This is a genomic window from Paraflavitalea soli, from assembly GCF_003555545.1.
In the GTDB taxonomy this organism is placed as follows: domain Bacteria; phylum Bacteroidota; class Bacteroidia; order Chitinophagales; family Chitinophagaceae; genus Paraflavitalea; species Paraflavitalea soli.
On sequence record NZ_CP032157.1, the window covers coordinates 6,711,069 to 6,734,498 of the forward strand.

Genomic DNA, 23,430 nt, shown 5'->3' on the forward strand with positions numbered 1-23,430 from the left:
GAATGTCAATCACAATCAAACTATCCAAGCGCTTATTGTGCGCGGGCTTCATCCTTGTCCTTGCTTCCTGTGATAAAGATGATAAGATCACCATACCACCGCCTTCTGATGGAAAGACCGAAACCCTCAATGGTGGGCCTGGGGGCGCCAATGCCGCCAATTCAGTATTCCTTGACCTCAGTACCGATAAACAGGATTCTGTAAACCGCACCACTTGGGACCTCGGCTTTTACAGCGGTACCGACTTTAGGGTCATCATCAATAATACCACCGCAGCTACTGCCAAAGCCATCAATAAAACAGACTTTGCCCAGGTTAACCTGGCTGATACTGCCGGCTTTGCCGATGCACTGGCCCTCGGTCAGGGTGCTGGTACCTTTGCCATTATAGATGATGTGGAAGGCGATCTGACCAAAACAGTCATACCTGCCGTGTCTGCTACCGATGCCGACAACAAGATCTACATCCTGAAACCCTCCAATGGTATGGTGGCCGCCGCCCGCGATTGGTATAAGATCCGCATCACCCGCAATGGCTCCAATTATAAATTACAGTACGCCAAACTCTCCGAAACTATTATAAAGACCATCGATGTAGTAAAGGATGCAGCCTACAATTTCAAATATGTATCACTCGCCGCCAATGGCCCTGTAACAGTAGAGCCCGCCAAAGCCAATTGGGATATCCAGTGGACCCTTACTACTTACAAAGCCTCACCCACTATTCCTTATACCTATTCTGATTATGTATACATCAATTACCTGGCTGGTGTGCAGGCCGCTGAAGTCCTGACCACTACCAGCAGTTTTGATGCTTATGCAGAAACAACTATTGCCAGCACTGCTTTCAGCAGCAGCAAAGTGGTGATTGGTGGCAATTGGCGCAATACCCAGGCTCCCATTGGTGTGAAGACAGACCGTTTCTATGTAATTAAAGATGCAGCCGGTAATGTATACAAACTGCGCTTCATCAGCTTCCACGCTTCCGATGGCGGCGTAAGGGGTTATCCAAAGATTGAATACAAACTGGTTAAGAAAGCATAGTGTTCATTCTCTCTTCTTTGTCATTTCGACATTCTTTGTCATTTCGACCGAAGGGAGAAATCTGCTATCGAAGTAGCGGGTTCGAAGCTAACGAAAACGATTCACCATTCATCAAGAACAACCAATGGCAAACAAGAAACGATACCTTCTTCCTCTTGCTTTATTTTTCCTCTTTTCATCTCTTAGCGCCCAGCAGCGCATCGTATCCCTCAGCGGGGCCATCAGCGAAATGCTCTGCGCCTTATCATTGGAGCCGCAGATCGTGGGCGTGGATGTTACCAGCAACTACCCCGCCTCCCTGCAACAGAAACCCCATGTAGGGCACAACAGAACCATCTCTGCTGAAAGCATCCTTGCTTTGCGGCCTACCCTCGTGCTGGGTATACAGAACGAAATGAAACAGGAGGTAATAGAACAGCTGACCGCTGTCAAAGTAAAAGTGCAGCTATTACCTGCCGCATACAGTGCCGATGGCACCCGCCAGTTGTTGCAGGAAATTGCCCAGGCAACAGGCACTACTGACAAAGCAAAGGAGCTAAGAGCCACCTTCGACAAACAACTGGCTGCATTAAAGATCACTCCCCTGAAGAAAAAAGTGCTCTTTATCTATGCCCGTGGTACCGGTTCCATGACAGTATCAGGCACCGGCACCGCATTGAACAGTATGATAGAGTTGGCCGGAGCGCAAAACGCCATCACCGGCTTTACCCAATTCAAGCCCCTGTCTGCCGAATCACTGGTAGCTGCCAATCCCGATGTGATCCTGCTATTCGACAGTGGTTTACAAAGCGTAGGCGGGGCCGATGGTTTGCAGACCGTACAGGGAATAAGTGCTACCAACGCCGGTAAAAATAAAAAGATCATTTCCATGGATGGACAGTTGCTCAGTGGCTTTGGCCTGCGCCTGCCTGCTGCCATTGCAGAACTGAATAAGAAACTCCTATGAACCCGAAAAGTGCTGCGAGGCCTGCGAGCCTCGCGGCATTATTCAGGTAGTAGCAATGCCAACAAATAAACAGTAAGCGTTGAAACCAAAGTGGCTCACCCTATCGTTGATCGTACTACTTCTGGCAGCTGTTATTACAGCTGCCGGCATCGGCGCCATGTCCATTGCTCCGGGCCAGGTAGTGGCTATCCTGTTGCATAAAGTGGGCATCCATCTCCCCGTTACGTATGATGAAGGTATGGCCAATGTGCTCCTGCACATCAGGCTGCCCCGGGTAGTGATGGCCGTATTGATAGGAGCGGGCCTCGCCGTTGCCGGCGCTTCCCTGCAGGGCTTGTTCCGCAATCCCATGGCCGATCCGGCCCTCATTGGTATTTCATGGGGCGCCTCCCTTACTGCCGTAGCAGTGATTGTATTGTTGTCATCCCAGCCTTACCTCCACATCGATGCCCTTATCCCCCGGTATTATTTACTCAACGTCGCAACCTTTGCAGGGGCTTGCCTCACCTCCCTCCTGGTATTTCGATTGTCGAAGATTGGTGGCAGGTCATCCATCATTACTTTATTACTCGCCGGTTTGGCCATCGGCACCCTCTGCCGCGCTTTGACCGATCTCACTACCTATGTAGCCAATGATGAAGAGCTCCGCACCGCCACCTTCTGGACCATGGGAAGCCTCGGCGGCGCCAGCTGGACAAGCGTTGCCTCACTATTGCCATTTATATTGATCCCCTTGATCCTCTTGCCTGTTGTAGGTAAATCACTGAATGCTTATGCCCTCGGCGAAAATGAAGCTGCCTACCTGGGCATTAACGTAAAGAAGTTGAAGAATACCGTTATAATATTGGCTACCCTGTCTGTAGGCGCTTCCGTAGCCGTAGCGGGTATCATCGGTTTTGTGGGCCTCATCGTACCCCATATGCTGCGCAGTATGGCCGGCAGCGATCACCGTACCTTATTGCCCAATTGCGCTTTGCTGGGCGCTTCCCTGCTCACCATCGCCGATGTAGTGAGCAGAACGATAATAGCCCCTGCAGAGCTGCCCATCGGTATCGTCACCGCCATTTTGGGCACACCCGTATTCATTGCACTCCTGTTAAAACAAAAGAAACAATTGCGTCATACCACCTCATGATCACTGTACAAAACATATCATACAAAGTGGCGCAGAAGAATATTCTGAACAAGCTGTCCTTTGTCCTCCGGCCCGGTGAAGTAACCGTGGTACTGGGACAAAACGGTGCCGGCAAATCTACCCTGCTTAAAATATTGTCCGGTGAACAAAAGCCCACAGAAGGCAAGGTATTACTCGGTCAGGATGATCTCCACCGCTTGTCCTTTCAGCAATTGGCCCACAAGCGTGCTGTCCTGTCCCAGCAATATGCCACCAACCTGCCCTTTGTCTGTGAAGAGATCGTCATGATGGGTCGTTATCCCCATTTCAGCAATAAGCCCGCTGCCATTGATAAAGAAATTGTTCACCAGTGCATGGAAGAAATGCAGGTGAGCCCTTTTGCAGGCCGCTCTTATCAAACCCTTTCCGGGGGCGAACAACAACGGGTGCAGATGGCCCGTGTATTGGCCCAGCTAAAAGAACACAACCTCCATAGCCATAAGAAGGTCCTGCTGCTGGATGAACCAACTGCCAGCATGGATTGCCTCTACCAGCAATTGTGCCTGAGCAAAGCGAAAGAACTGGCCCGTAAAGGATATACCGTATCGGTCATCCTGCACGACCTCAACCTGGCAGCCCAGTTTGCCGATACCATCCTCCTCCTTAAGCAGGGAAGGCTGGTCACCATGGGCTCCGTGCGCGAAGTGCTGCAACCGGCTTTCATTGCCCAAGCCTATGACATGGAAGTGAATGTGCTGGAATACGAGGAGTATGATTTCCCCATCCTCGTTCCTGCAGCACACAAGCGCAAAACCGTTTTAATAAGATCAGTAAACCAATAAAAACATGAGTATTACAATGAACCTGTCTATAAAAGATAAATGGATCTCCTTCCACAAAGAGCATCCACGCGTAAGGATCCGTGACGCAGCGAAGCAGCTGGATACTACAGAAGCAGGCATACTGGCCTCTTTTGCAGGCAGCAGTGTCATTCGCCTCAATACAGAATTTACAGAACTGTGGAAGCGCCTGCCCCAGCTCGGCTACGTAATGGTGCTTACCCGCAATGAAAGCTGCGTTCATGAACGCAAAGGAATATTTGAAGAAGTAAGCGTCAACAGCAAGCATGTAGGTGTAGTGGTAGGTAAGGATATTGACCTCCGCATGTTGTTCCATTGCTGGGCATTTGCCTTTGCCGTGTTTGAGAACGAGGAGGCCGGATTTAAAAAGTCCATCCAGGTATTTGATCACCAGGGAACCGCCATCATAAAAATATTCCTGCAGCCCAACAGCGATGAGACCGCCTTTGATCACCTCGTACGTGATTTCCAGGAAGGGCTCCAAACATCCGCCTTAGATATATTGCCGGCACCTGCACCTCCCGTATATGCCGATGCCAATGCCGATATCCCGTCTTTTGTCAAAGCCTGGGGCGAATTGAAAGATACCCACGACTTCTTCCCCCTGCTCCGCAAATACAATATCTCCCGCCATTATGCCTTACAGGTAGCCGGAGAATTTGCCCGTAAAGTGAGTAATGACAGCGTGAAGCTGCTATTGGAGCACGCGGCCAATACCCAAATGGAGATCATGGTATTCGTGTCCAACCACGGTAATATCCAGATCCATACAGGCCCCGTCAACAAGATCGTCGAAATACCCGGCTGGATCAATGTCATGGACCCCGCCTTCAACCTGCATTTGAAGCTCGACCATATCGCCGATACCTGGGTCGTTAAAAAGCCCACCACCGACGGAACTGTCCATTCTCTCGAAATATTCAATGCAGCAGGAGAGCTCATCGTCCAGTTCTTTGGCAAGCGTAAGCCTGGCTCCCCTGAATTACCCGAATGGACCACCTTTATGAACGCCTTACAATAGTTGTAAAAAATAAATCCGGATATTATATGTGCCAGTATCAGACCTTGTTTTATGACGATAAAGTAGGCTACGTGATCCGTTGCCTCCATTGCGACAATTTCCAGGTGGGGTATGGTAATGTATTGATCAACCTGTACACTCCCGATTTTTGCGATTTTGTGCAGTGGATCAAAGATTGCCGTATTGAGGATTATGGAGCAACTGATCCCGGTATCAAATCCATCATCATCCCTACCCCCTGCGATGGATTAAAGCTTTTCCTCAGCCAGCGTGAACTCAAAGAGTTGCACGATATGCTGGATACCGCCGATTCAGAATGGCGGTCCCAGGAAATGCTCCAGCTGTTTTCCAAAAGGTCTGCTTAATTACCAACATACTCTCAAAGTGAGGAGCCATAAATAAAGTGGCTCCTCGCTTTGTTCATGCCCCGTCGCCTCCCCCTCAAAGCGTTTTCGCTCGCAGCTCGCGGCTCACTGCTCGGAGCTTTTCAATAGCATTTTTGTACCTAAAATGGTGCGGCTTTATATTTTCGGGCAAGCTCTAAAACCAGCAGGGGTATTATTACCGTACATTCATAGTATTGATTACCAATTGTTCATTCGCTCTGATAGCCTTGTAATCCCCCAAACAGGCAAGAATAATTAACTCTATTTGTAAAGGGCTGGTTAATAGCAGTTTTTGACTTAATATTTATTATATTTGAATTAAGTTTAAGAATAGCCTCTCAAAGCTTAAACATTTTACCTGTAGTACTATGAATGCGTTTACCATCAAGGACCTGGAAAATTTATCAGGCATTAAAGCCCACACGATCCGGATTTGGGAACAGCGGTATTCCTTCCTCAAACCCCGGCGCACCCAAACCAATATCAGGTATTACAACAACGACGAGCTAAAGGCAATACTGAACATTGCCCTTCTTAATAAATATGGATACAAAATATCCCATATTGATAAGATGGATGCCGACGAGGTGCGGCAAAAGCTGGTTTCACTTTCTCACGTCGAAGCACAACAGGAGCGGCTCGTCAACGACATGCTCCAATGCATGGTCGACCTGAATATTGATAGATTCGAGGACATCCTCAATGATCATATCAAAGCCCGGGGGATCGACAGGACCATCAGCTACCTCATCTTTCCCTTCCTCGATAAGATCGGTATCCTCTGGCTTACCAATCATATCAACCCGGCCCAGGAGCACCTGGTATCAAATGTGATCAGGCAAAAGCTCATCGTAGGCATCGAGAGCACCATATCACATATGGTATTGGATAAAACGGTGATCCTGTTCCTCCCCGAGGGAGAACACCATGAACTGGGACTACTCTACATGTATTATTTATTAAAGAACCGGGGCGTACAGGTCATTTATTTAGGAGCAAATGTGCCTTTACGTGACCTTGAGTTCATCACCAATCTTAAAAAACCTGATTACCTCTACACACACCTCACTGCCATGGCCGGCAACTTTAATTTCGAGAAGTTCTTTAACCAGGTACACCATAAAATGCCCCAGATGCCCGTCGTTATTTCCGGGCAATTGGCACAAAACAGGTTCAAAAAAATACCCCCCGGCGTACACCTGAAAAGATCACTTACCGAGGTCCTGGAATACGTTTCGGCATCATGACCGGGATTTAAAGACAGGATTAAGATTCTCCTAACTGCTTGTAATACTACGTGTTAGAATATTTAACATATCATAATCAACAATGATCTCCTTCGGAATTAAACAAATGTTTAAATTTGGGGTGGATTTAATTTTAAGACGTAAATATTGAAGCCATGTCGACGATAGAATTTAATCAAATGCTGGTGAGCAATGCAGAGTTTTTAAAACCCTTCGCTATTACGCTTACACGTGACACAGAAGCAGCCAAAGATTTGTTCCAGGAAACTTTATTCAGGGCCTTAGCCAATAAAGATAAATACAATGTTGGTACCAACATTAAAGCATGGTTGTATACCATCATGCGCAATATCTTTATCAATAACTACCGCAGAAAGGCCAAGCAGAATACTATTTTTGATAGTACTCCCAATGATTTCCTGCTCAATCATAACCAGGCTGTAACAGCCAATGAAGCGGAAAGCACTTTACGGTTAAAAGACATTCAGCATGCCATACACAACCTGCCCGAAATATTCAGGAATCCTTTCCTGTTATACTTCGATGGGTTTAAGTACCATGAAATTGCTGAAATGCTCGACGAACCGCTCGGTACTATCAAGAGCCGGATCCACTTTGCACGCAAGTTGCTGAAAACGCAAATGCACCGGTTCTAATCAGCATACAAAATTGATCAGGGGTGGGCATCCAAAAAATGGATGACCCACCCTTTTTGCTTAATTTAACTGCGTGGGAAAAAAAGCGATCGTTATTGGAAGCGGTTTTGCCGGCATGTCGGCAGCCTCCTTTATGGCCAAAGCAGGATGGCAGGTAACCGTCATAGAAAAGCAATCCGGACCCGGTGGAAGGGCAAGGCAGCTACAGGCCCAGGGCTTTACTTTCGATAGAGGCCCCAGCTGGTACTGGATGCCCGATGTCTTTGAACGCTATTTCGCCTGCTTCGGAAAAGAAGTGCAGCAATACTACCAGCTCCACCGCCTAGATCCTTCTTACCGCATATACCGCGAGCAGGGATTCTCCGATGTACCCGCTGATCTCTACGAATTCAAGAAAATGCTCGATCAGTGGGAGCCAGGTGCTGCAGGCAGGCTGGATGCATTCCTGCAGGAAGCCGCTTTTAAATACAAAACAGGTATGCAAAAGCTGGTCTTCAAGCCTGGGCAGTCTATCACTGAATTCCTCGATCCCGCTGTCATCACAGGTATTTTCCGGCTCGATATATTCTCCTCCATTAAAAAGCACATCCACAAATATTTTAAGCATCCTCATATCCGGCAGATGCTGGAATTTCCCATCCTGTTCCTCGGAGCCTTACCAGAAAACACCCCCGCGCTCTACAGCCTCATGAATTATGCCGACATCATCGGTGGCACCTGGTATCCCCAGGGAGGCATGTACAGCATTGTGCAGGCCATGCACCAACTGGCCGTCAGTCTGGGCGTACAGTTTCATTTCAATGAAAACGTGGTGCGCATTGAACTGGAAACCTCCACCGCCAAAAGAGTGATCACCGAAAACAATGCCTGGGAAGCAGATGTCGTGATCGGAGGAGCAGATTACCACTTTATAGAAAATCAATTATTACCCGCAAGCCACCGCTCTTATTCCGAAAAGTATTGGGAGGAAAGGTTACTGGCCCCTTCTTCCTTGTTGTATTATGTGGGCCTCAACAAGCGACTGGAAAATATCCGCCACCACATGCTGTTCTTTGATGTTCCTTTCGACCGGCATGCGCAGGAAATATATACCACCAAAGAGTGGCCCGCCAATCCCCTCTTCTATGTTTGCGCTTCTTCCGTTACCGACAATACCGTAGCGCCTGCCGGTGGAGAAAACCTCTTCTTCCTGGTGCCCGTTGCTGCAGGGCTCACCGGTGATGACGAAGCCCTCCGGGAGCGTTATTTTAACCTGATACTGCGACGGTTTGAGCAACATATTGGTCAATCCGTAGCAGCATCGATTGTGTTCCGGCAATCTTTTGCCAACAGCAACTTCGTACAGGACTATAATTCCTTCAAGGGAAATGCATATGGACTGGCCAATACCTTACGGCAAACCGCAATCCTGAAGCCGTCATGCAGAAGCAAGAAAGTCCCCAACTTATTCTACACTGGTCAGCTTACCGTACCCGGTCCTGGCGTACCTCCTTCTCTCATTAGTGGCGAAGTAGTGGCCCATGAAGTGTTGAAGCATTATTCCGCTACCTGATATAAAATCGTAACAAATGAAAGGAATTTGGTTTGATTGAAACCTGTTAATATAAAAATCCCGTATTTTCCATACTTCATGTTCCCAATCAGCGAAATCTATCTAATCTATTAATCTGCGGTTATGCGTTTATTTCATGAGGTTAGCCAGCGCTGTAGTCAGATCACCGCCCAGGAATACAGTACATCATTCTATGCGGCAATCCGGCTGCTCCATGCCGATCTGCGCAATCCAATCTGCAATATCTATGGCTTTGTTCGTTTTGCCGACGAAATTGTCGATACTTTCCATCAGCACGATAAAGCATCCCTGCTGGCCCAATTTAAAACAGAGACTTACACTGCCATCAGCCGGGGCATTAGTCTCAATCCAATCCTGCACAGCTTTCAGCTTACCGTTAACCAATTCCATGTCCAACATGCCCTCATAGATGCTTTTTTTCAAAGCATGGAAACAGATCTGGCACAGCAGCACCACGATAAAATGAGCTATGAACAATATATCTATGGCAGCGCCGAAGTAGTAGGCCTCATGTGTCTCTCCGTATTTTGCGAAGGAGATCAGCCATTGTTTCAGAAGCTGCAGCCTCATGCCCGCTCACTGGGAGCCGCCTTTCAAAAGGTTAATTTCCTGCGCGATATAAAAGCCGATCTTACAACCCTCAACCGGAGTTATTTTCCCGGCGCAGATTTCGGTAACTTTACCACCTGTATGAAACAGGAAATTGAGCAGGATATTACCAACGATTTTCAGCATGCCTTTGAAGGTATACGCCAACTGCCCTGGAAGGCACGTTTTGGCGTCTATGTCGCCTATAAATATTACTTATCCCTGTTCAGGAAGATCAGGAAAGTACAGCCGGCTGAAATATTGGAGCACCGTATCCGTATTCCCAACTACCGGAAAGCACTGATCCTGATTCGTGCAGGTGTAAAAAATCAACTAAATTTAATATAGCATCAGCACTAAAGTGATCCCCCTTCATTGCCAATTGATGGCCTTGTAATCATTTCTAATGTCAGGCTGAGCCTGTCGAAGCCATTTGAAGGGTGGGTCGCCCTCCAAGGGCGGCTCACCCTGATCTAAAGGAGTTTGTCGAAGGGTTACCGAAGGTCGGATCACTAAAAGAAAACTACATGAGTACATTGAACCAGGTAATATTAGTGAATGAACAGGATGAAGAGGTAGGAACCATGGAAAAAATAGAAGCCCACCGGAAAGCCGTTTTGCACCGGGCATTCAGCGTATTTATTTTTAATAACAAAGGAGAAATGCTCCTGCAACAGCGCGCATTGACCAAATACCACAGCGGAGGCCTCTGGACAAATGCCTGTTGTGGACACCCGTCTCCGGGCGAATTGACCGCCAACGCTGCCGCACGCAGATTACAGGAAGAAATGGGCTTCACCACCGAACTCAATGAATTATTCAACTTTACTTATCGGCACGCTTTTGATAATGGCCTTACCGAATATGAGTTCGACCATGTTTTTGCCGGCTATTGGGATGCCCCCGTCTTTCCTTCCCAGGAGGAAGTGAATGATTATTGCCTGTTAAGCCTGGAAGAAATAAGGAATTCCCTGAATGCCCACCCACAGCAATTTACTGTATGGTTTCGCATCGTATTTCCACGCGTGGAAGCCTGGGCAAGAAAAATGGCTTGATAAATACCCAAGCCGCAAACGAATAAACAATGCATTGGTTATTGTACATCGGTATCCTGTCGGGCACTTTTTTCGTGATGGAAGCCATTACCTGGCTTACCCATAAGTTTGTGATGCATGGATTTCTCTGGAGCCTGCACCAGGATCACCACCAGCCACAACCCGGCTTCTTCGAGAAGAACGATGCCTTTTTTATCATCTTCGCCATTCCCAGTTTCCTGTGCATCCTCTTCGGCTCCCTCGACAAAATATATTGGTTGCAGGCTATCGGGTTTGGGATAATGGCCTATGGGGTTGCTTATTTCCTCATCCACGATGTGATCATCCACCAGCGCTTCAAATGGTTCAGCCGGTCCAACAATACCTATATCCGCGCCATCCGCTGGGCACATAAAATGCACCACAGGCACCTCGATAAGCAGGATGGCGAATCATTTGGCATGTTGTACGTGCATAAAAAATATTGGGCTAAAGTGCGCCGTGATAAAAAGCTGCTGGAAAATAAAAGGTGAACCGCTTCCACTATATCATAGCAGGTGCCGGATGCGCAGGATTGAGTTTCCTGGTAAGACTGCTGCAAACAGGCCAGTTCTCCCACAAGAAAATATTGCTCATTGACAAAACTCCCAAAACAGTTAATGACCGCACCTGGTGCTTTTGGGAAAAAGAGCCTGGTATTTTCGACCCCATTGTGCACAAAAGCTGGAAACGATTGCGGTTTTATCACCTCACTTATAATGCTTCTTACGATATTAGTCCCTACACCTATAAGATGATCAGGGCAATTGACTTTTATCAATACTGCCTGCAAATTATCAGCGAATACCCGAATGTGACCATCGAATATGCGACTATAGACCATATAGAAAATAACCGCGACGGAGTTATACTGCACACTGCCCAACAATCCTATTCCGCCGATCACCTGTTTAGCAGCATCCTGCTGGAGAATCCGGTATTAAAAAATAATCAATATTATCTGTTGCAGCATTTTAAAGGTTGGGTCATTGAAACAAAGGATCCAGTCTTCAATGCTGCCGAAGCAACCCTGATGGATTTCAGGATAGACCAGCAACACGGAACTGCGTTTGTTTACGTAATGCCTTTTTCAGCTCACCGGGCATTAATAGAGTATACTTTATTTAATGATCAGGTATGGAGCCAGGAAGAATACAATGAAGGCCTCAGGAAATACATCAGCACTATTCTTGGGACCGATGATTATGCTATCCTGGAAGAAGAATCAGGCATAATACCAATGACCAATTATCGCTTCCCTACCCACCAGCGTTGCATCACCTTCCTGGGCACTGCGGGAGGGCAAACAAAAGCCTCCAGTGGATATACCTTCCAATTTATTCAGAAACAAACGGCACAACTGGTTGATGCTATGGTGCATAATTTTAAGCCCATTGTAGAAACACCCTTCTTGTCAAAGCGATTTCATTGGTACGACGCTACATTGCTCAATATTCTCCATAATAACAAGCTTCCGGGTGATTTTATTTTTAAAGAACTCTTTAAAAATAATAAGATAACAGATGTATTACAATTCCTCGATAATGAAACGTCTCTCCTGCGGGAAATTAAAATAATTACTGTATTGCCTAAAAGGGTATTTATACGTGCTGCACTGCAACAACTAACATAAGTAAGTTTCAAACTGGTTTGAAGCACAGTGAATAACCGTCTTTCTGACATACCCGTATCCGGTCAGTGTTTTATGAAACATAAGCCCCATGTGTGTTTGATCAATGATCAATTCTGCCTGTTTTTATATATTGGGTACATTTTGGCAGAATAATTGTAGACTACTTTCCGCAAGTCCAATGGTAATTCATTAATCAAGTCAAGTGTCCTTATGAGAAACCTCATGCTGTGTATCGTTGCATGGATATGTAACAGCACAACCCTAATGGCTCAGGTCAATTATACGGCCGATAATATTGTTCCACCCTACAATGGCACTTTCTCTTATGGCACCAACGGTGGTTGGTACTATACCTGGGATGACAAAAGCCTTGCTGATATTGCTGCCGGCAATAGAATTAAAAACATCAAAGGATTAGATAGCCGGACTTTCAGGCCTCCGTTGCCTGCCTGGTTCCTGGATTACTATTCTTATGATGTACGCCTGTCTGAATTTAATTATTACCGTACCCTCGGTGTGCAGGAATTGACAGTGATCCTTAATTCCCCCGCCGATAAAGAAATTGACAGCACCTGGTATGAAAGAGATGGCAGTCCCTCGGCCACCAACGAGTGCAACCAGCACTCCTGGATGTTTAAGAACATGTATACCCCCATCTGGGATGGCGGGCTCAATGGAACTCCTTACAATGATACCAATTATTGTGCACGCTATATATATGAAACTGTAACAAGGTATAAGTCCTACACCAAATTCTGGGAAGTGGTCAACGAGCCGGATTTTGACCAAAGTCAGAATGCATGGAAGCCACGTGGTCAGACAGGTAACTGGTGGGAGAACCTTCCCTATCCCTGCGCCCTGACCAATCTCCGGGCTCCCGTGTTTCATTATATCCGCTGGTTGCGCATTGCCTACGATGTCATTAAAACCGTAGACCCCACCGCCTATGTGGCGCCAGGTGGGCTCGGATATATCGCCTTTGCCAATATTTTATGTAAATACACCGATAATCCCGTTGATGGAAGTGTGACACCAGAATACCCCAAACCGGGCTCTGCTTATTTTGATGTACTCAGCTTTCATAGCTATCCCCAGTATGCATTGGGCCAATGGAGCAATGCGAACGGTGGTGGCTTTGTGTATGAACGCCATTCCGACAAGGCCGCTGAAAAGTTCATTGGCCTTAAAAATGATTTCGATAGCATCATGAGGATATATGGATATGATGGTGTACAAAAACCTAAGAAATTATACATCTGTACCGAAACCAATATCCCCTCCAAAGCTTTTGGCACCATGATAGGTTCCGATCAGGCCCAGGCCAGCTATGTGATAAAATCACTGGTGCTTAGCCAGAAAAATGATATCCTTCAAACCTATTTCTTTGTATTGGGCGACAGCAAGCCCCTGGCGCAGGCTACAGATGGGTTCGAATTGATGGGTCTCTACCAAAGCCTTACCGACAATGGACCTGTGAGCGGAGGGCCCGGCTACAATCATCGTTTTAAAAGCTCTGGTTATGCATTTAAAACAGTGTCCAACCTCCTCTTCAATGCTAAGTATGATCCCGTTCGAACGGCCGCTATGAACATTCCCGCCACATTGGAAGGAGGCGCCTTTCGCGATAACATTGGCGGATATACTTATGTGATATGGGCTAAAACAACGCGTGATCTTGATGAAAGTGCCTCTGGTACCTATTCATTTCCTGCTGCGATGAACGTTTCCACAGATATGGAAAAAAGAGCCTGGGATTGGAGTTCGACTGGCACTACCACCATTGTTACTTCAACCAATATTCCAGTAACCAGTTCGCCCATCCTGCTGTCAGAAAGTTTTAAAGTATTGGCCATTACCGACAAACCCAAGCCTGCACCTGTCAATACAGAGTTTGCCGTAAACATTACACCCAATCCGGCTTCCTCGGCAGCATCGATCACGTTTACCCTGAAAAGCAGCGCTAAGGTCAATGTATCCATTTACAATGTAGAAGGCAGGTTGATCACTTATGCAATTGCCGGCCGCTCTTTTACCGGCGGCACACATGTAGTGCGCCTGCCTGTAGAGCAATTACCCAATGGAGTGTATTATTGCCGGTTTACAACCGAAAAGTCCGAAGAAATGAGAAAATTCATCATCGCACGATAACCTGATTGTCAGGGTGAGCCTTGTCATCCTGAACTTGTCGAAGGGCTATCGAAGCCCATTTGCCTGATCTAAGTCGTTTTCAAAGGTGCGTCGCTCCCGCGGAGCGGGACAAGCTCTACGGGGCGGCTCACTTCTTTTTGCGTAGCTTTGATCCCACAAATCAAACCATGCCCGGCACCATACTCCTCATTGATGACGAAGAAAAATTGCGCGGTCTCCTGAAGCGCATCATTACCCTCGAGGGGTTTATCATCCATGAAGCCGCTGATCTCAAGGCAGCCTCAAAACAATTGGATAAGGAATCAATAGATGTGGTGCTCTGCGACGTAAAGTTGCCGGATGGCAGCGGCGTTGATTTTGTAAAAGAGGTAAGATCAAAACACCCGGCCACCGAGATCATTCTCTTGACCGCCTATGGCAATATCCCCGATGGCATTCAGGCCATGAAGAATGGCGCCTTTGATTATATTACCAAAGGCGATGACAATGACAAGATCATTCCCCTGCTCATGCGGGCCATGGAAAAAGTACAGCTTCAAAAACGCATTGAACAGCTGGAACAACAGGTAGGGAAAAAATACAATTTCGACAATATCCTGGGCACCTCACCCCTCATCAAAGAAGCCATCGCCCTGGCCAGAAAAGTAGCCCCATCTGAAGCCACCGTGCTATTGTTGGGTGAAACCGGTACCGGCAAGGAAGTTTTTGCACAAGCCATACATGCCGGCAGTAAACGTGCCGGCAAAACCTTCACCGCTTTGAACTGCAGTGCATTTAGTAAGGAGCTGTTGGAAAGCGAATTGTTTGGTTACCGCGCAGGCGCCTTTACCAGCGCCGTCAAAGACAAAAAAGGATTGATGGAAGAAGCCAACAACGGCACCCTCTTCCTGGATGAGATCGGTGAAATGCACATAGACCTCCAAAGCAAATTGCTGCGCGTGCTTGAAACCAGCGAATTCATTAAGATAGGCGATACCAAACCCACCCGCGTAAATGTCAGGATCATTGCCGCCACCAACCGCCATTTGCAGCAGGAAGTTACAGAAGGAAAATTCCGGGAAGACCTCTTTTATCGGCTCAATGTATTTGTCATATCCTTGCCGGCATTGCGAGACAGGAAGAAGGATATTCCTGTCCTGGCAACCTATTACCTGCAGTTGTTTGCTCAAAAAGCCAACCAGCGCATCGATGCCATGAGCCCGGAATTCCTGGAACAGTTACAGCATCATGATTGGAAAGGCAATATCCGCGAGTTGAAGAACATCATCGAACGGGCTGTTATACTGGCCGACGGACCAGCGCTTACCATCAATAACCTGCCCGTCGAACTACAGCACCAGGCAATTCCTGGTAGCGGAGCCCATAATAACACCCTCTCCGCCTTTTCCCTGGCCAGCATGGAGAAATTACATATCCAGCGTGTGCTGAACCATACCAAAGGAAATAAAACAGAAACAGCCCGACTCCTTGATATAGGCCTTACCACCCTCTATAGGAAGATCGAAGAATACGGCCTTGGCCGGGAATCGTGAATTAGCACGCTCACTACTCACCGCTCGTTGCCTTTCTGCCTCAATGCCTCGTTGCCTTTACTGCAACACTTCTTTCGCCTTTTCCATATCCAGTTCCTTCTCCCATTTCGAAACAAAGAGCGTAGCCACTGCATTACCAATAATATTCGTCAGCGCCCGGGCTTCACTCATAAAGCGGTCAATACCTAAGATCAGGGCAAGTCCCGCTACCGGAATATTACCGGCCGCTGGCAAGGTGGCGGCCAGCGTAATAAAGCCGCTGCCTGTTACACCTGCCGCGCCTTTGGAGGTAACCATCAACACCACCAGCAGCGTAAGTTGTTGCGATAGGTCCATGGGTGTATTGGTAGCCTGTGCTATAAAGATCGCTGCCATCGTCAGGTAGATCGAAGTTCCATCCAGGTTGAAGGAATAACCTGTAGGTACTACCAGTCCTACTACCGATTTGGAGCAGCCTGCTTTTTCGAGTTTTTCGATCAGGCTGGGCAGTGCCGATTCACTGGAGGAGGTGCCCAGTACGATCAGCAATTCTTCTTTCAGGTAATTCAACAGCTTAAAAATATTAAGCCGCATAGAATACAATATAGCTCCCAGGATCACTACAATAAAAATGATGCAGGTCAGGTAAAAAGTACCCATCAGTTTTGCCAGCGATTGCAGACTGCCTGCACCGTATTTGCCGATCGTAAAGGACATGGCGCCCAGTGCACCCAGGGGCGCTACCTTCATAATGATATGGATGATGCCAAATAAAATATCAGAGAAGCCTTTAATAAAGGTCATTACCGGTTGCACCTTTGGCCCCAGCTTTAAGGCTGCTGTACCAAACAAAACAGAGAACAGCAGGATTTGTAAAAGGTCCCCTTTGGCAAAAGCCTCAACAATAGTGGTCGGTATGATATTGATCAGGAATTCAACCGTGGTCTGTGCTTTTTGCCCCACAGCAACATCCTTCAGTGCATTGGGGTCGAGCTTCGATACATCAATATTCATTCCCTCTCCCGGCCTGAGGATATTAATGGCTGCCAGTCCGATGAGCAGGGCAATCGTAGTAAGTACCTCAAAATAGAGCAGCGCCTTGATCCCTACCGTACCTGCCTTCTTCATATCGTCCATTCCTGTCATACCACTCACGATCGTACAGAAGATCACTGGCCCAATCAGCATTTTTACCAGCCGGATGAATCCATCCCCCAGCGGCTTTAACTGAACTGCGAAGGAAGGATAAAAATGTCCCAGTAAAATACCGGTTACAATCGCTACAATCACCTGAAAATAAAGACTCTTATAGAACTTTTTGCTACGCTTTGGGATCATGCCGTCAAGATAGGAAAATAATTGGTACCGCCGTCACCCTTCACTCATTACCATTTTGGAAAACAAACCTTTCCATTTTGAAAGGGTTTTGTTTTGACCCCCTGCATAATCTCTTTTGTTTAAAAGCTGTACAAGCGATTTAAAATCAATCAATAACGGGCGACTTATAACTAGTTTTCATGCCTCCGGTATACCCTTTGCCACTTCAGGGAAAAAACAATATGAAAACACATAAAAAAGCATTCGGCGACCGGCTCAAACTCCACATTGTGGTGCCCGTCCTCTATGTAGCTGTTCTGGTAGCCTTACTCATTACATCCATTTTTAATTCCTGAACCATGCTTACAATTATTTTATTCATCGCCGGCATCATCAGTTTCGCACTCTTTTTCAAGTGTGTCGACTTCTTTGAAAAAGTATAACGAAGATCCGCTAACAGCTAAAGGCTAACACCTAACTCCTAATCACTAATACCTAAATAGTCAGCTATGATGAATCTACTCTTAGCCGTATCCATCCTTGTATTTATATACCTGGTATACGTGCTTTTGAAACCCGAAAAATTTTAATCCTAAACTGATTGGACAAATGAATACAGAAATAACCGGTGTGATCATTACGTTCCTCCTTACCGTGCTGCTGGCATTCCCGCTGGGACGGTATATCGCCAAAATGTTACGGGGTGATAGAACGATCACCGATTTCATGAATCCCATCGAGCGGTTCATCTTCCGCATTAGTGGTATCGACCCCACTAAAAAAATGAACTGGAAAGAATTCATGAAAGCTATGCTCACCATTAATATGTTGTGGTTTGTGTACGCTTTCTTCCTGCTCCTGTTTCAGGACAAACTTCCTTTGAATCCTGATGGTAATCCCGGGCAAACACCCGACCTGGCGTTTAATACTGCCATCAGCTTCCTGGTCAATTGCGACCTGCAGCACTATTCAGGCGAATCAGGTGTCACCTACCTCACCCAGTTGTTCGTCATGAACTTCCTTATGTTTGTAAGTGCTGCCACTGGTATCGCTGCACTGGTAGCGGTGATGAATGGATTGAAAGAAAAGACCACCAATAACCTGGGTAACTTCTGGAGCATCTTTACCAAATCCATCACCCGGGTATTACTACCCCTTTGTATTATAGTAGGGATCATACTCACCTTCAATGGTACGCCGGTCAGCTTTGATGGAAAAGATACCATCACCACTTTGCAGGGCGATACCGTACAGGTGTCCCGTGGACCGGCGGCCGGCATGATCGCCATTAAGCACATCGGTACCAATGGTGGAGGTTGGTTTGGCGCCAATTCTGCACACCCCCTCGAAAACCCAAATTATTTCACCAATATGGTGGAGATGATCGCACAGATGATCATTCCCATCGCCATGATCTTTGCCCTTGGTTTTTATATCAACCGTAAAAAGTTTGCCTACGTAATATTTGGCGTCATGACCATAGGTATACTTTGCCTGCTCATACCCACCATCAACTGGGAAGTGAGCGGAAGTCCCGTCATGGCGCATCTTGGTGTGGCACAGCCTACCGGGGCCATGGAAGGTAAAGAAGTGCGGTTTGGTCCTGCCGCTTCAGGCTACTGGAGCATTGTGACTACTATCATATCTACCGGTTCAGTGAACTCGATGCACGATAGCTCCATGCCTTTATCCGGCATGATGCAGCTGCTCGGCATGATGATCAATGCTTTTTATGGTGGTTGTGGTGTAGGAATACTCAACTACCTGATCTATGTTATAATCGCTGTGTTCATTGCAGGGTTAATGGTGGGTCGTACGCCCGAGTTCATGGGTCACAAGGTAGAGGCCCGCGAAGTAAAGATCGCCGCCATCGTAACCCTGTTTTCCGCCTTCCTGTTGAAAGCGGGCGTGGCCCTGGCAGCTTACTTCGTAGCCCATCATCCTGAAATGGATTGGGCCGTCAAGCCCGGCGGGTGGCTCAACAATCCCGGTTACCACGGCTTCTCGGAGATGCTCTATGAATTTACTTCCGCCAATGCCAATAATGGCAGTGGATTTGAAGGACTGGGTGATAACAATATTTTCTGGAACGTGTCCACCGGTATTGTACTCATCCTCTCCAGGTTTATTCCCATCATCGGACCCGTAGCCATCATTGGATTATTGGCCAATAAGAAATTTATTCCTGAGTCACCCGGCACCCTCCGTACCGATTCTATGACTTTTGGTATGATGACATTCGCCGTAATTATAATCATTAATGCCTTATCCTTCTTCCCCGCGCTTACACTGGGACCACTGGCTGAATTTTTCAGCATGTAATTGTGAGCCTAAAAGATTATACAATGAAAAGTAATAATAATACGCTATTTCCCCGTGCTATGGTGGCGGCTGCCCTTAAACAGTCTTTCCTGAAGCTCAACCCCCGCAGCATGTTTCGTAACCCGGTCATGTTTACCGTAGAACTGGGAACCTTCGTCATGCTCGGTGTTTGTATCTGGATCGCCGCTGGTGAAACCACCCAGGGTAGCCTGCCCTACAATGCGCTCATTACAGCCATTCTTTTTGTGACCGTTCTTTTTGGCAACTTCGCCGAAGCCATTGCCGAAGCCCGCGGTAAAGCCCAGGCCGATAGCCTGCGCAAAACAAGAGAAGACACACCTGCTAAGAAGATATTTGCGGTAGGGGAGATCTATACCAACGAGATCAGGATTGTCCCCTCTTCCCAATTGCGCAAAGGTGACAAATTTGTGTGCGAAGCAGGTGATATTATCCCCATGGATGGGGAGATCGTTGAAGGGCTCGCCACAATAGATGAGTCTGCTATCACCGGCGAATCTGCTCCTGTGATCAGGGAATCCGGTGGCGATAAATCATCTGTTACCGGCGGTACCAAGGTCTTGTCTGATAGGATCGTGGTGAAAGTGACAACAGAGCCTGGTGAAAGTTTCCTCGACAAAATGATTGCCCTCGTAGAAGGCGCTTCCCGTCAAAAGACACCCAACGAAATAGCCCTTACCATTTTGCTGGCCAGCTTTACCCTTATATTCATCATCGTATGTGTAACACTAAAGCCTTTTGCCGACTACGCCAATACCTCTATCACCATCGCGGCTTTCATCTCCTTGTTCGTATGTCTTATTCCTACCACCATTGGCGGTTTGCTTTCTGCCATCGGTATCGCCGGAATGGACAGGGCCTTGCGCGCAAACGTGATCACCAAGAGTGGTAAAGCTGTTGAAACAGCCGGCGACCTGGATACCCTTTTGCTTGATAAGACTGGTACCATCACCATCGGTAATCGTAAAGCCACCCACTTCTGGCCTTCCGGCAATACCCGTGAAAATGATTTCATAGAAGTCTGCATACTGGCTTCCCTGGCCGATGAGACACCCGAAGGCAAGTCTATCATAGAGCTTGCTGGTAACAAAGGAATCAAACATACTGCATCTGCCAATGGGGTGAAGTTTATTCCCTTTACGGCCGAAACCAGAAGCAGCGGTATCGACCTGGGTGATGGCACTAAGATCCGTAAAGGAGCTTCTGATGCCATTAAAACATTGGTTAAGAAAGCTGGTAACGGGTATCCTGTTGAAACGGAAGATAAAGTAAAGGAGATTGCTAATAATGGCGGTACACCACTTGTCGTAAGTCGCAATGAGACCGTATTGGGTGTAATAGAATTACAGGATATTATTAAACCTGGTATCCAGGAACGTTTTGAGCGCCTGCGTAAGATGGGTGTCAAAACCGTAATGGTTACGGGCGATAATCCCCTTACCGCTAAATACATTGCCGAAAAAGCAGGTGTAGATGATTTTATTGCCGAGGCAAAGCCGGAAGATAAAATGAACTACATCAAGAAAGAACAGCAAGGTGGAAAGCTGGTAGCCATGATGGGCGACGGTACCAATGATGCGCCCGCCTTGGCCCAGGCCGATGTAGGCGTAGCCATGAACAGCGGTACCCAGGCAGCCAAAGAAGCCGGTAATATGGTAGACCTTGATAATGATCCTACCAAGCTCATCGAGATCGTGGAGATCGGCAAACAACTCCTGATGACAAGGGGAACACTTACTACCTTCTCCATTGCCAATGACGTGGCCAAGTATTTCGCCATCGTACCAGCTTTGTTTATAACATCCATTCCTGCCTTGCAGTCACTCAACATCATGCACCTGCAAAGCCCCCAAAGCGCCATCCTCTCTGCTGTAATATTCAATGCCATCATTATACCGGTGTTGATACCCCTGGCATTGCGTGGGGTAACCTATAAGCCAATTGGCGCCAGTGCCCTGCTGAGAAGGAACCTGTTCATCTATGGACTTGGCGGTGTCATAATACCATTCATCGGTATCAAGTTGATCGACCTCCTGCTGGGCTTGTTCATGTAAGCCATGGTAAAAGCAATAATCAATAATAAAATAATTAATCATGAAAAAGTACATACTGCCCTCCATCAAACTCACCATCGTAATGGTAGTGCTGCTCGCGCTGGTCTATCCAATCTTGTTATCCGCCGTGGGTACAATGGCGCCCGGTGCAGGCAAAGGAGAAACGATTTCAGTAAATGGGAAAGTAGTGGGTTATGCCCTCGTGGGACAGAAGTTTACCGATGACAAATACTTTCAGGGACGCCCTTCTGCCGTAGATTACAATGCTGCCGGTTCTGGCGGTTCCAATAAAGGTCCTTCCAATCCAGATTATTTAAAGGTGGTACAGGGAAGGATTGATTCTTTCCTGGTACACAATCCTGGGGTAAAAAAAGAAGAGATCCCTGCTGAATTGGTGACCGCTTCGGGTAGCGGCCTCGATCCCGATCTTTCTCCTGCTGCTGCCAAGATTCAGATAAAGAGAATTGCCGCCATCCGCAAGCTGGAAGAGAGCAAACTCATCGGCCTGGTCGATCAACAAACCCAGGGCCCTTTACTCGGCATAGCCGGCCCTGCCAAGGTAAATGTGCTGAAGCTGAATGTGGCTTTGGACAAGCTGCAATAAATCCATTGTATGATAAAATAGAAGAGGGTGGGTCGCCCTTGCGGGGCGGCTCACCCTCTTCCAAAGATTCCTCACCCAGCAGGTGATGCAGCACCTGTTTGCCCTGACGGAAACTGTCAGGCTGAGCTTGTCGAAGCCCTTATCTCAACAATACTTAACAAAACAGACACTTATAAAAAGAATCAAAAAAGATGAAGAAGATTTTAATCGGTGCAGCCCTGATGATGAGTATCGGCGCCATGGCGCAGGAAACCAGGCCTTCACCGCTTACTTTTAGTGGCTATGCAGAATTGTATTATTCCTATGATCTTAACAAACCAGCCGATAACAATAAAGCAGGATTCATTTACAGCCACAACCGGCACAATGAGTTTAACCTCAACCTCGGTTTTCTGAAGGCTGCCTATAATACCGAAAACGTGCGGGCTAACCTGGCCATCGCCGCCGGTACTTATATGAATGCCAACTATGCGGCTGAGCCCGGTGTGTTGAAGAACATTTATGAGGCCAATGCGGGTGTAAAGTTGTTGAAGAAGAAAAACTTCTGGCTGGATGCCGGTATTTTTAGCTCCCATATAGGTTTTGAAAGTGCTGTCTCAAAAGATTGCTGGACCTTGACCAGGAGCATATTGGCCGAAAATTCCCCCTACTATGAAGCGGGCGCCAAACTCACCTATACCAGCGACAACAACAAGTGGATCATCAGCGGCATGGCCCTCAACGGCTGGCAGCGCATCAAAAGGGTAGATGGCAACTCCCTCATGAGCTTTGGTACCCAGGTGCAGTTCAAGCCCAACAGTACCACCACCTTCAACTACAGCACATTTATCGGAACAGATAAGCCCGATAGCGCCCGCCTCATGCGTTATTTCCATAATCTGTATGCCATCTTCAACCTGAACAGCAAACTGGGCGTTACAGCCGGCTTTGACATTGGTACAGAACAAAAAGGCAAAGGGAGCAGCGACATGAATACCTGGTACTCCCCTGTGCTGCTCCTTAAATACAGCATCAACGACAAATGGGCCATTGCTGCCCGGGGCGAATACTATGAAGACAAGAACGGGGTGATCATTGCCACCGGTACCCCCAATGGCTTTAAAACGACTGGTTTCTCCCTCAATGTTGATTATGCACCCGCTTCCAATGTACTCGTACGTATTGAAGGCAGGAACCTTAGCAGCAAAGACGAAATATTTACCAAAGAAGGCAATACTAAAAAGAACAATGCATTTATTACCGCCTCTGTAGCAATAAATTTTTAGTCGATGTGATTACCCAATACAGTATTGCATTGCACACAAAAAGGTTAACTT

The 23,430-nt window shown here is 47.2% G+C and carries 21 protein-coding genes; 20 read left to right on the forward strand and 1 reads right to left on the reverse strand.

Annotation, left to right across the window (positions count from 1 at the left end):
- Window positions 1-2: 2 nt before the first annotated feature.
- The 15 genes from D3H65_RS25810 to D3H65_RS25880 all read left to right on the forward strand — a co-directional run bounded on the left by D3H65_RS25810 (window position 3) and on the right by D3H65_RS25880 (window position 15,820).
- The gene (locus D3H65_RS25810; RefSeq protein WP_119053065.1) at window positions 3-1,043 is read left to right on the forward strand and encodes an HmuY family protein; all 1,041 of its coding nucleotides are present in this window, start codon (window positions 3-5) and stop codon (window positions 1,041-1,043) included.
- A 124-nt stretch (window positions 1,044-1,167) separates the two neighbouring features.
- Complete coding sequence (locus D3H65_RS25815) at window positions 1,168-1,989, forward strand: heme/hemin ABC transporter substrate-binding protein (RefSeq protein WP_119053066.1); 822 nt, start codon at window positions 1,168-1,170, stop codon at window positions 1,987-1,989.
- Window positions 1,990-2,068: 79 nt separating this feature from the next.
- Entirely contained in the window at window positions 2,069-3,124 is a 1,056-nt protein-coding gene (locus tag D3H65_RS25820; protein ID WP_119053067.1) for a FecCD family ABC transporter permease, read from the forward strand.
- A 26-nt stretch (window positions 3,125-3,150) separates the two neighbouring features.
- Entirely contained in the window at window positions 3,151-3,945 is a 795-nt protein-coding gene (locus D3H65_RS25825) for a heme ABC transporter ATP-binding protein (RefSeq protein WP_394341596.1), read from the forward strand.
- 4 nt (window positions 3,946-3,949) lie between these two features.
- Window positions 3,950-4,984 (forward strand): hemin-degrading factor, encoded by a 1,035-nt coding sequence (locus D3H65_RS25830; RefSeq protein WP_119053069.1) that lies wholly within the window; start codon window positions 3,950-3,952, stop codon window positions 4,982-4,984.
- A gap of 26 nt (window positions 4,985-5,010) precedes the next feature.
- Window positions 5,011-5,349, forward strand: a complete 339-nt coding sequence (locus tag D3H65_RS25835) for a DUF6686 family protein (RefSeq protein ID WP_119053070.1) — start codon at window positions 5,011-5,013, stop codon at window positions 5,347-5,349.
- A gap of 389 nt (window positions 5,350-5,738) precedes the next feature.
- Entirely contained in the window at window positions 5,739-6,617 is an 879-nt protein-coding gene (locus D3H65_RS25840) for a MerR family transcriptional regulator (RefSeq protein ID WP_119053071.1), read from the forward strand.
- 155 nt (window positions 6,618-6,772) lie between these two features.
- Complete coding sequence (locus tag D3H65_RS25845) at window positions 6,773-7,273, forward strand: RNA polymerase sigma factor (protein ID WP_119053072.1); 501 nt, start codon at window positions 6,773-6,775, stop codon at window positions 7,271-7,273.
- A 73-nt stretch (window positions 7,274-7,346) separates the two neighbouring features.
- Window positions 7,347-8,825, forward strand: coding sequence for a phytoene desaturase family protein (locus D3H65_RS25850; protein WP_119053073.1), 1,479 nt, complete (start codon window positions 7,347-7,349; stop codon window positions 8,823-8,825).
- Between the two features lie 123 nt (window positions 8,826-8,948).
- Window positions 8,949-9,782: a phytoene/squalene synthase family protein gene (locus tag D3H65_RS25855; RefSeq protein ID WP_119053074.1), complete on the forward strand. Its 834-nt coding sequence runs from the start codon at window positions 8,949-8,951 to the stop codon at window positions 9,780-9,782.
- 179 nt (window positions 9,783-9,961) lie between these two features.
- On the forward strand, window positions 9,962-10,489 hold the full coding sequence (idi, locus tag D3H65_RS25860; RefSeq protein WP_119053075.1) for an isopentenyl-diphosphate Delta-isomerase: 528 nt from the start codon (window positions 9,962-9,964) through the stop codon (window positions 10,487-10,489).
- A gap of 29 nt (window positions 10,490-10,518) precedes the next feature.
- Entirely contained in the window at window positions 10,519-11,001 is a 483-nt protein-coding gene (locus D3H65_RS25865) for a sterol desaturase family protein (RefSeq protein ID WP_119053076.1), read from the forward strand.
- Entirely contained in the window at window positions 10,998-12,140 is a 1,143-nt protein-coding gene (locus D3H65_RS25870; protein WP_119053077.1) for a lycopene cyclase family protein, read from the forward strand. Before D3H65_RS25865 ends, D3H65_RS25870 begins: the two co-directional genes overlap by 4 nt.
- 264 nt (window positions 12,141-12,404) lie before the next feature.
- The gene (locus D3H65_RS25875; protein WP_162915816.1) at window positions 12,405-14,288 is read left to right on the forward strand and encodes a T9SS type A sorting domain-containing protein; all 1,884 of its coding nucleotides are present in this window, start codon (window positions 12,405-12,407) and stop codon (window positions 14,286-14,288) included.
- A 167-nt stretch (window positions 14,289-14,455) separates the two neighbouring features.
- On the forward strand, window positions 14,456-15,820 hold the full coding sequence (locus D3H65_RS25880; protein WP_119053079.1) for a sigma-54-dependent transcriptional regulator: 1,365 nt from the start codon (window positions 14,456-14,458) through the stop codon (window positions 15,818-15,820).
- A 57-nt stretch (window positions 15,821-15,877) separates the two neighbouring features.
- Here the strand turns inward: D3H65_RS25880 and D3H65_RS25885 are convergent, their stop codons facing one another.
- Window positions 15,878-17,137, reverse strand: a complete 1,260-nt coding sequence (locus D3H65_RS25885; RefSeq protein WP_119053080.1) for a dicarboxylate/amino acid:cation symporter — start codon at window positions 17,135-17,137, stop codon at window positions 15,878-15,880.
- 491 nt (window positions 17,138-17,628) lie between these two features.
- Here D3H65_RS25885 and kdpF point away from each other — a divergent pair, with 491 nt between their 5' ends.
- The 5 genes from kdpF (at window position 17,629) to D3H65_RS25910 (ending at window position 23,379) form a co-directional block, all read left to right on the forward strand.
- On the forward strand, window positions 17,629-17,706 hold the full coding sequence (gene kdpF / locus D3H65_RS33600; RefSeq protein ID WP_394341597.1) for a K(+)-transporting ATPase subunit F: 78 nt from the start codon (window positions 17,629-17,631) through the stop codon (window positions 17,704-17,706).
- 19 nt (window positions 17,707-17,725) lie between these two features.
- Complete coding sequence (gene kdpA / locus D3H65_RS25895; protein ID WP_119053082.1) at window positions 17,726-19,438, forward strand: potassium-transporting ATPase subunit KdpA; 1,713 nt, start codon at window positions 17,726-17,728, stop codon at window positions 19,436-19,438.
- Between the two features lie 23 nt (window positions 19,439-19,461).
- A complete protein-coding gene (gene kdpB / locus D3H65_RS25900) occupies window positions 19,462-21,510 on the forward strand; it encodes a potassium-transporting ATPase subunit KdpB (RefSeq protein WP_119053083.1) in 2,049 nt (682 codons plus the stop codon).
- A 40-nt stretch (window positions 21,511-21,550) separates the two neighbouring features.
- Window positions 21,551-22,114, forward strand: a complete 564-nt coding sequence (locus D3H65_RS25905) for a K(+)-transporting ATPase subunit C (protein WP_119053084.1) — start codon at window positions 21,551-21,553, stop codon at window positions 22,112-22,114.
- A gap of 191 nt (window positions 22,115-22,305) precedes the next feature.
- Window positions 22,306-23,379, forward strand: a complete 1,074-nt coding sequence (locus D3H65_RS25910) for a porin (protein ID WP_119053085.1) — start codon at window positions 22,306-22,308, stop codon at window positions 23,377-23,379.
- The last annotated feature ends 51 nt before the right edge of the window (window positions 23,380-23,430 follow it).

What these genes read in the sequence shown, in the direction of transcription:
- D3H65_RS25810 (WP_119053065.1), top strand. Translation starts at nt 3, where the DNA reads ATGTCAATCACAATCAAACTATCCAAGCGCTTATTGTGCGCGGGCTTC.
- D3H65_RS25815 (WP_119053066.1), top strand. Translation starts at nt 1,168, where the DNA reads ATGGCAAACAAGAAACGATACCTTCTTCCTCTTGCTTTATTTTTCCTC.
- D3H65_RS25830 (WP_119053069.1), top strand. Translation starts at nt 3,950, where the DNA reads ATGAGTATTACAATGAACCTGTCTATAAAAGATAAATGGATCTCCTTC.
- D3H65_RS25835 (WP_119053070.1), top strand. Translation starts at nt 5,011, where the DNA reads ATGTGCCAGTATCAGACCTTGTTTTATGACGATAAAGTAGGCTACGTG.
- D3H65_RS25840 (WP_119053071.1), top strand. Translation starts at nt 5,739, where the DNA reads ATGAATGCGTTTACCATCAAGGACCTGGAAAATTTATCAGGCATTAAA.
- D3H65_RS25845 (WP_119053072.1), top strand. Translation starts at nt 6,773, where the DNA reads ATGTCGACGATAGAATTTAATCAAATGCTGGTGAGCAATGCAGAGTTT.
- D3H65_RS25855 (WP_119053074.1), top strand. Translation starts at nt 8,949, where the DNA reads ATGCGTTTATTTCATGAGGTTAGCCAGCGCTGTAGTCAGATCACCGCC.
- idi (WP_119053075.1), top strand. Translation starts at nt 9,962, where the DNA reads ATGAGTACATTGAACCAGGTAATATTAGTGAATGAACAGGATGAAGAG.
- D3H65_RS25865 (WP_119053076.1), top strand. Translation starts at nt 10,519, where the DNA reads ATGCATTGGTTATTGTACATCGGTATCCTGTCGGGCACTTTTTTCGTG.
- D3H65_RS25875 (WP_162915816.1), top strand. Translation starts at nt 12,405, where the DNA reads ATGGCTCAGGTCAATTATACGGCCGATAATATTGTTCCACCCTACAAT.
- D3H65_RS25880 (WP_119053079.1), top strand. Translation starts at nt 14,456, where the DNA reads ATGCCCGGCACCATACTCCTCATTGATGACGAAGAAAAATTGCGCGGT.
- D3H65_RS25885 (WP_119053080.1), bottom strand. Translation starts at nt 17,137, where the DNA reads ATGATCCCAAAGCGTAGCAAAAAGTTCTATAAGAGTCTTTATTTTCAG.
- kdpF (WP_394341597.1), top strand. Translation starts at nt 17,629, where the DNA reads ATGAATCTACTCTTAGCCGTATCCATCCTTGTATTTATATACCTGGTA.
- kdpA (WP_119053082.1), top strand. Translation starts at nt 17,726, where the DNA reads ATGAATACAGAAATAACCGGTGTGATCATTACGTTCCTCCTTACCGTG.
- kdpB (WP_119053083.1), top strand. Translation starts at nt 19,462, where the DNA reads ATGAAAAGTAATAATAATACGCTATTTCCCCGTGCTATGGTGGCGGCT.
- D3H65_RS25905 (WP_119053084.1), top strand. Translation starts at nt 21,551, where the DNA reads ATGAAAAAGTACATACTGCCCTCCATCAAACTCACCATCGTAATGGTA.
- D3H65_RS25910 (WP_119053085.1), top strand. Translation starts at nt 22,306, where the DNA reads ATGAAGAAGATTTTAATCGGTGCAGCCCTGATGATGAGTATCGGCGCC.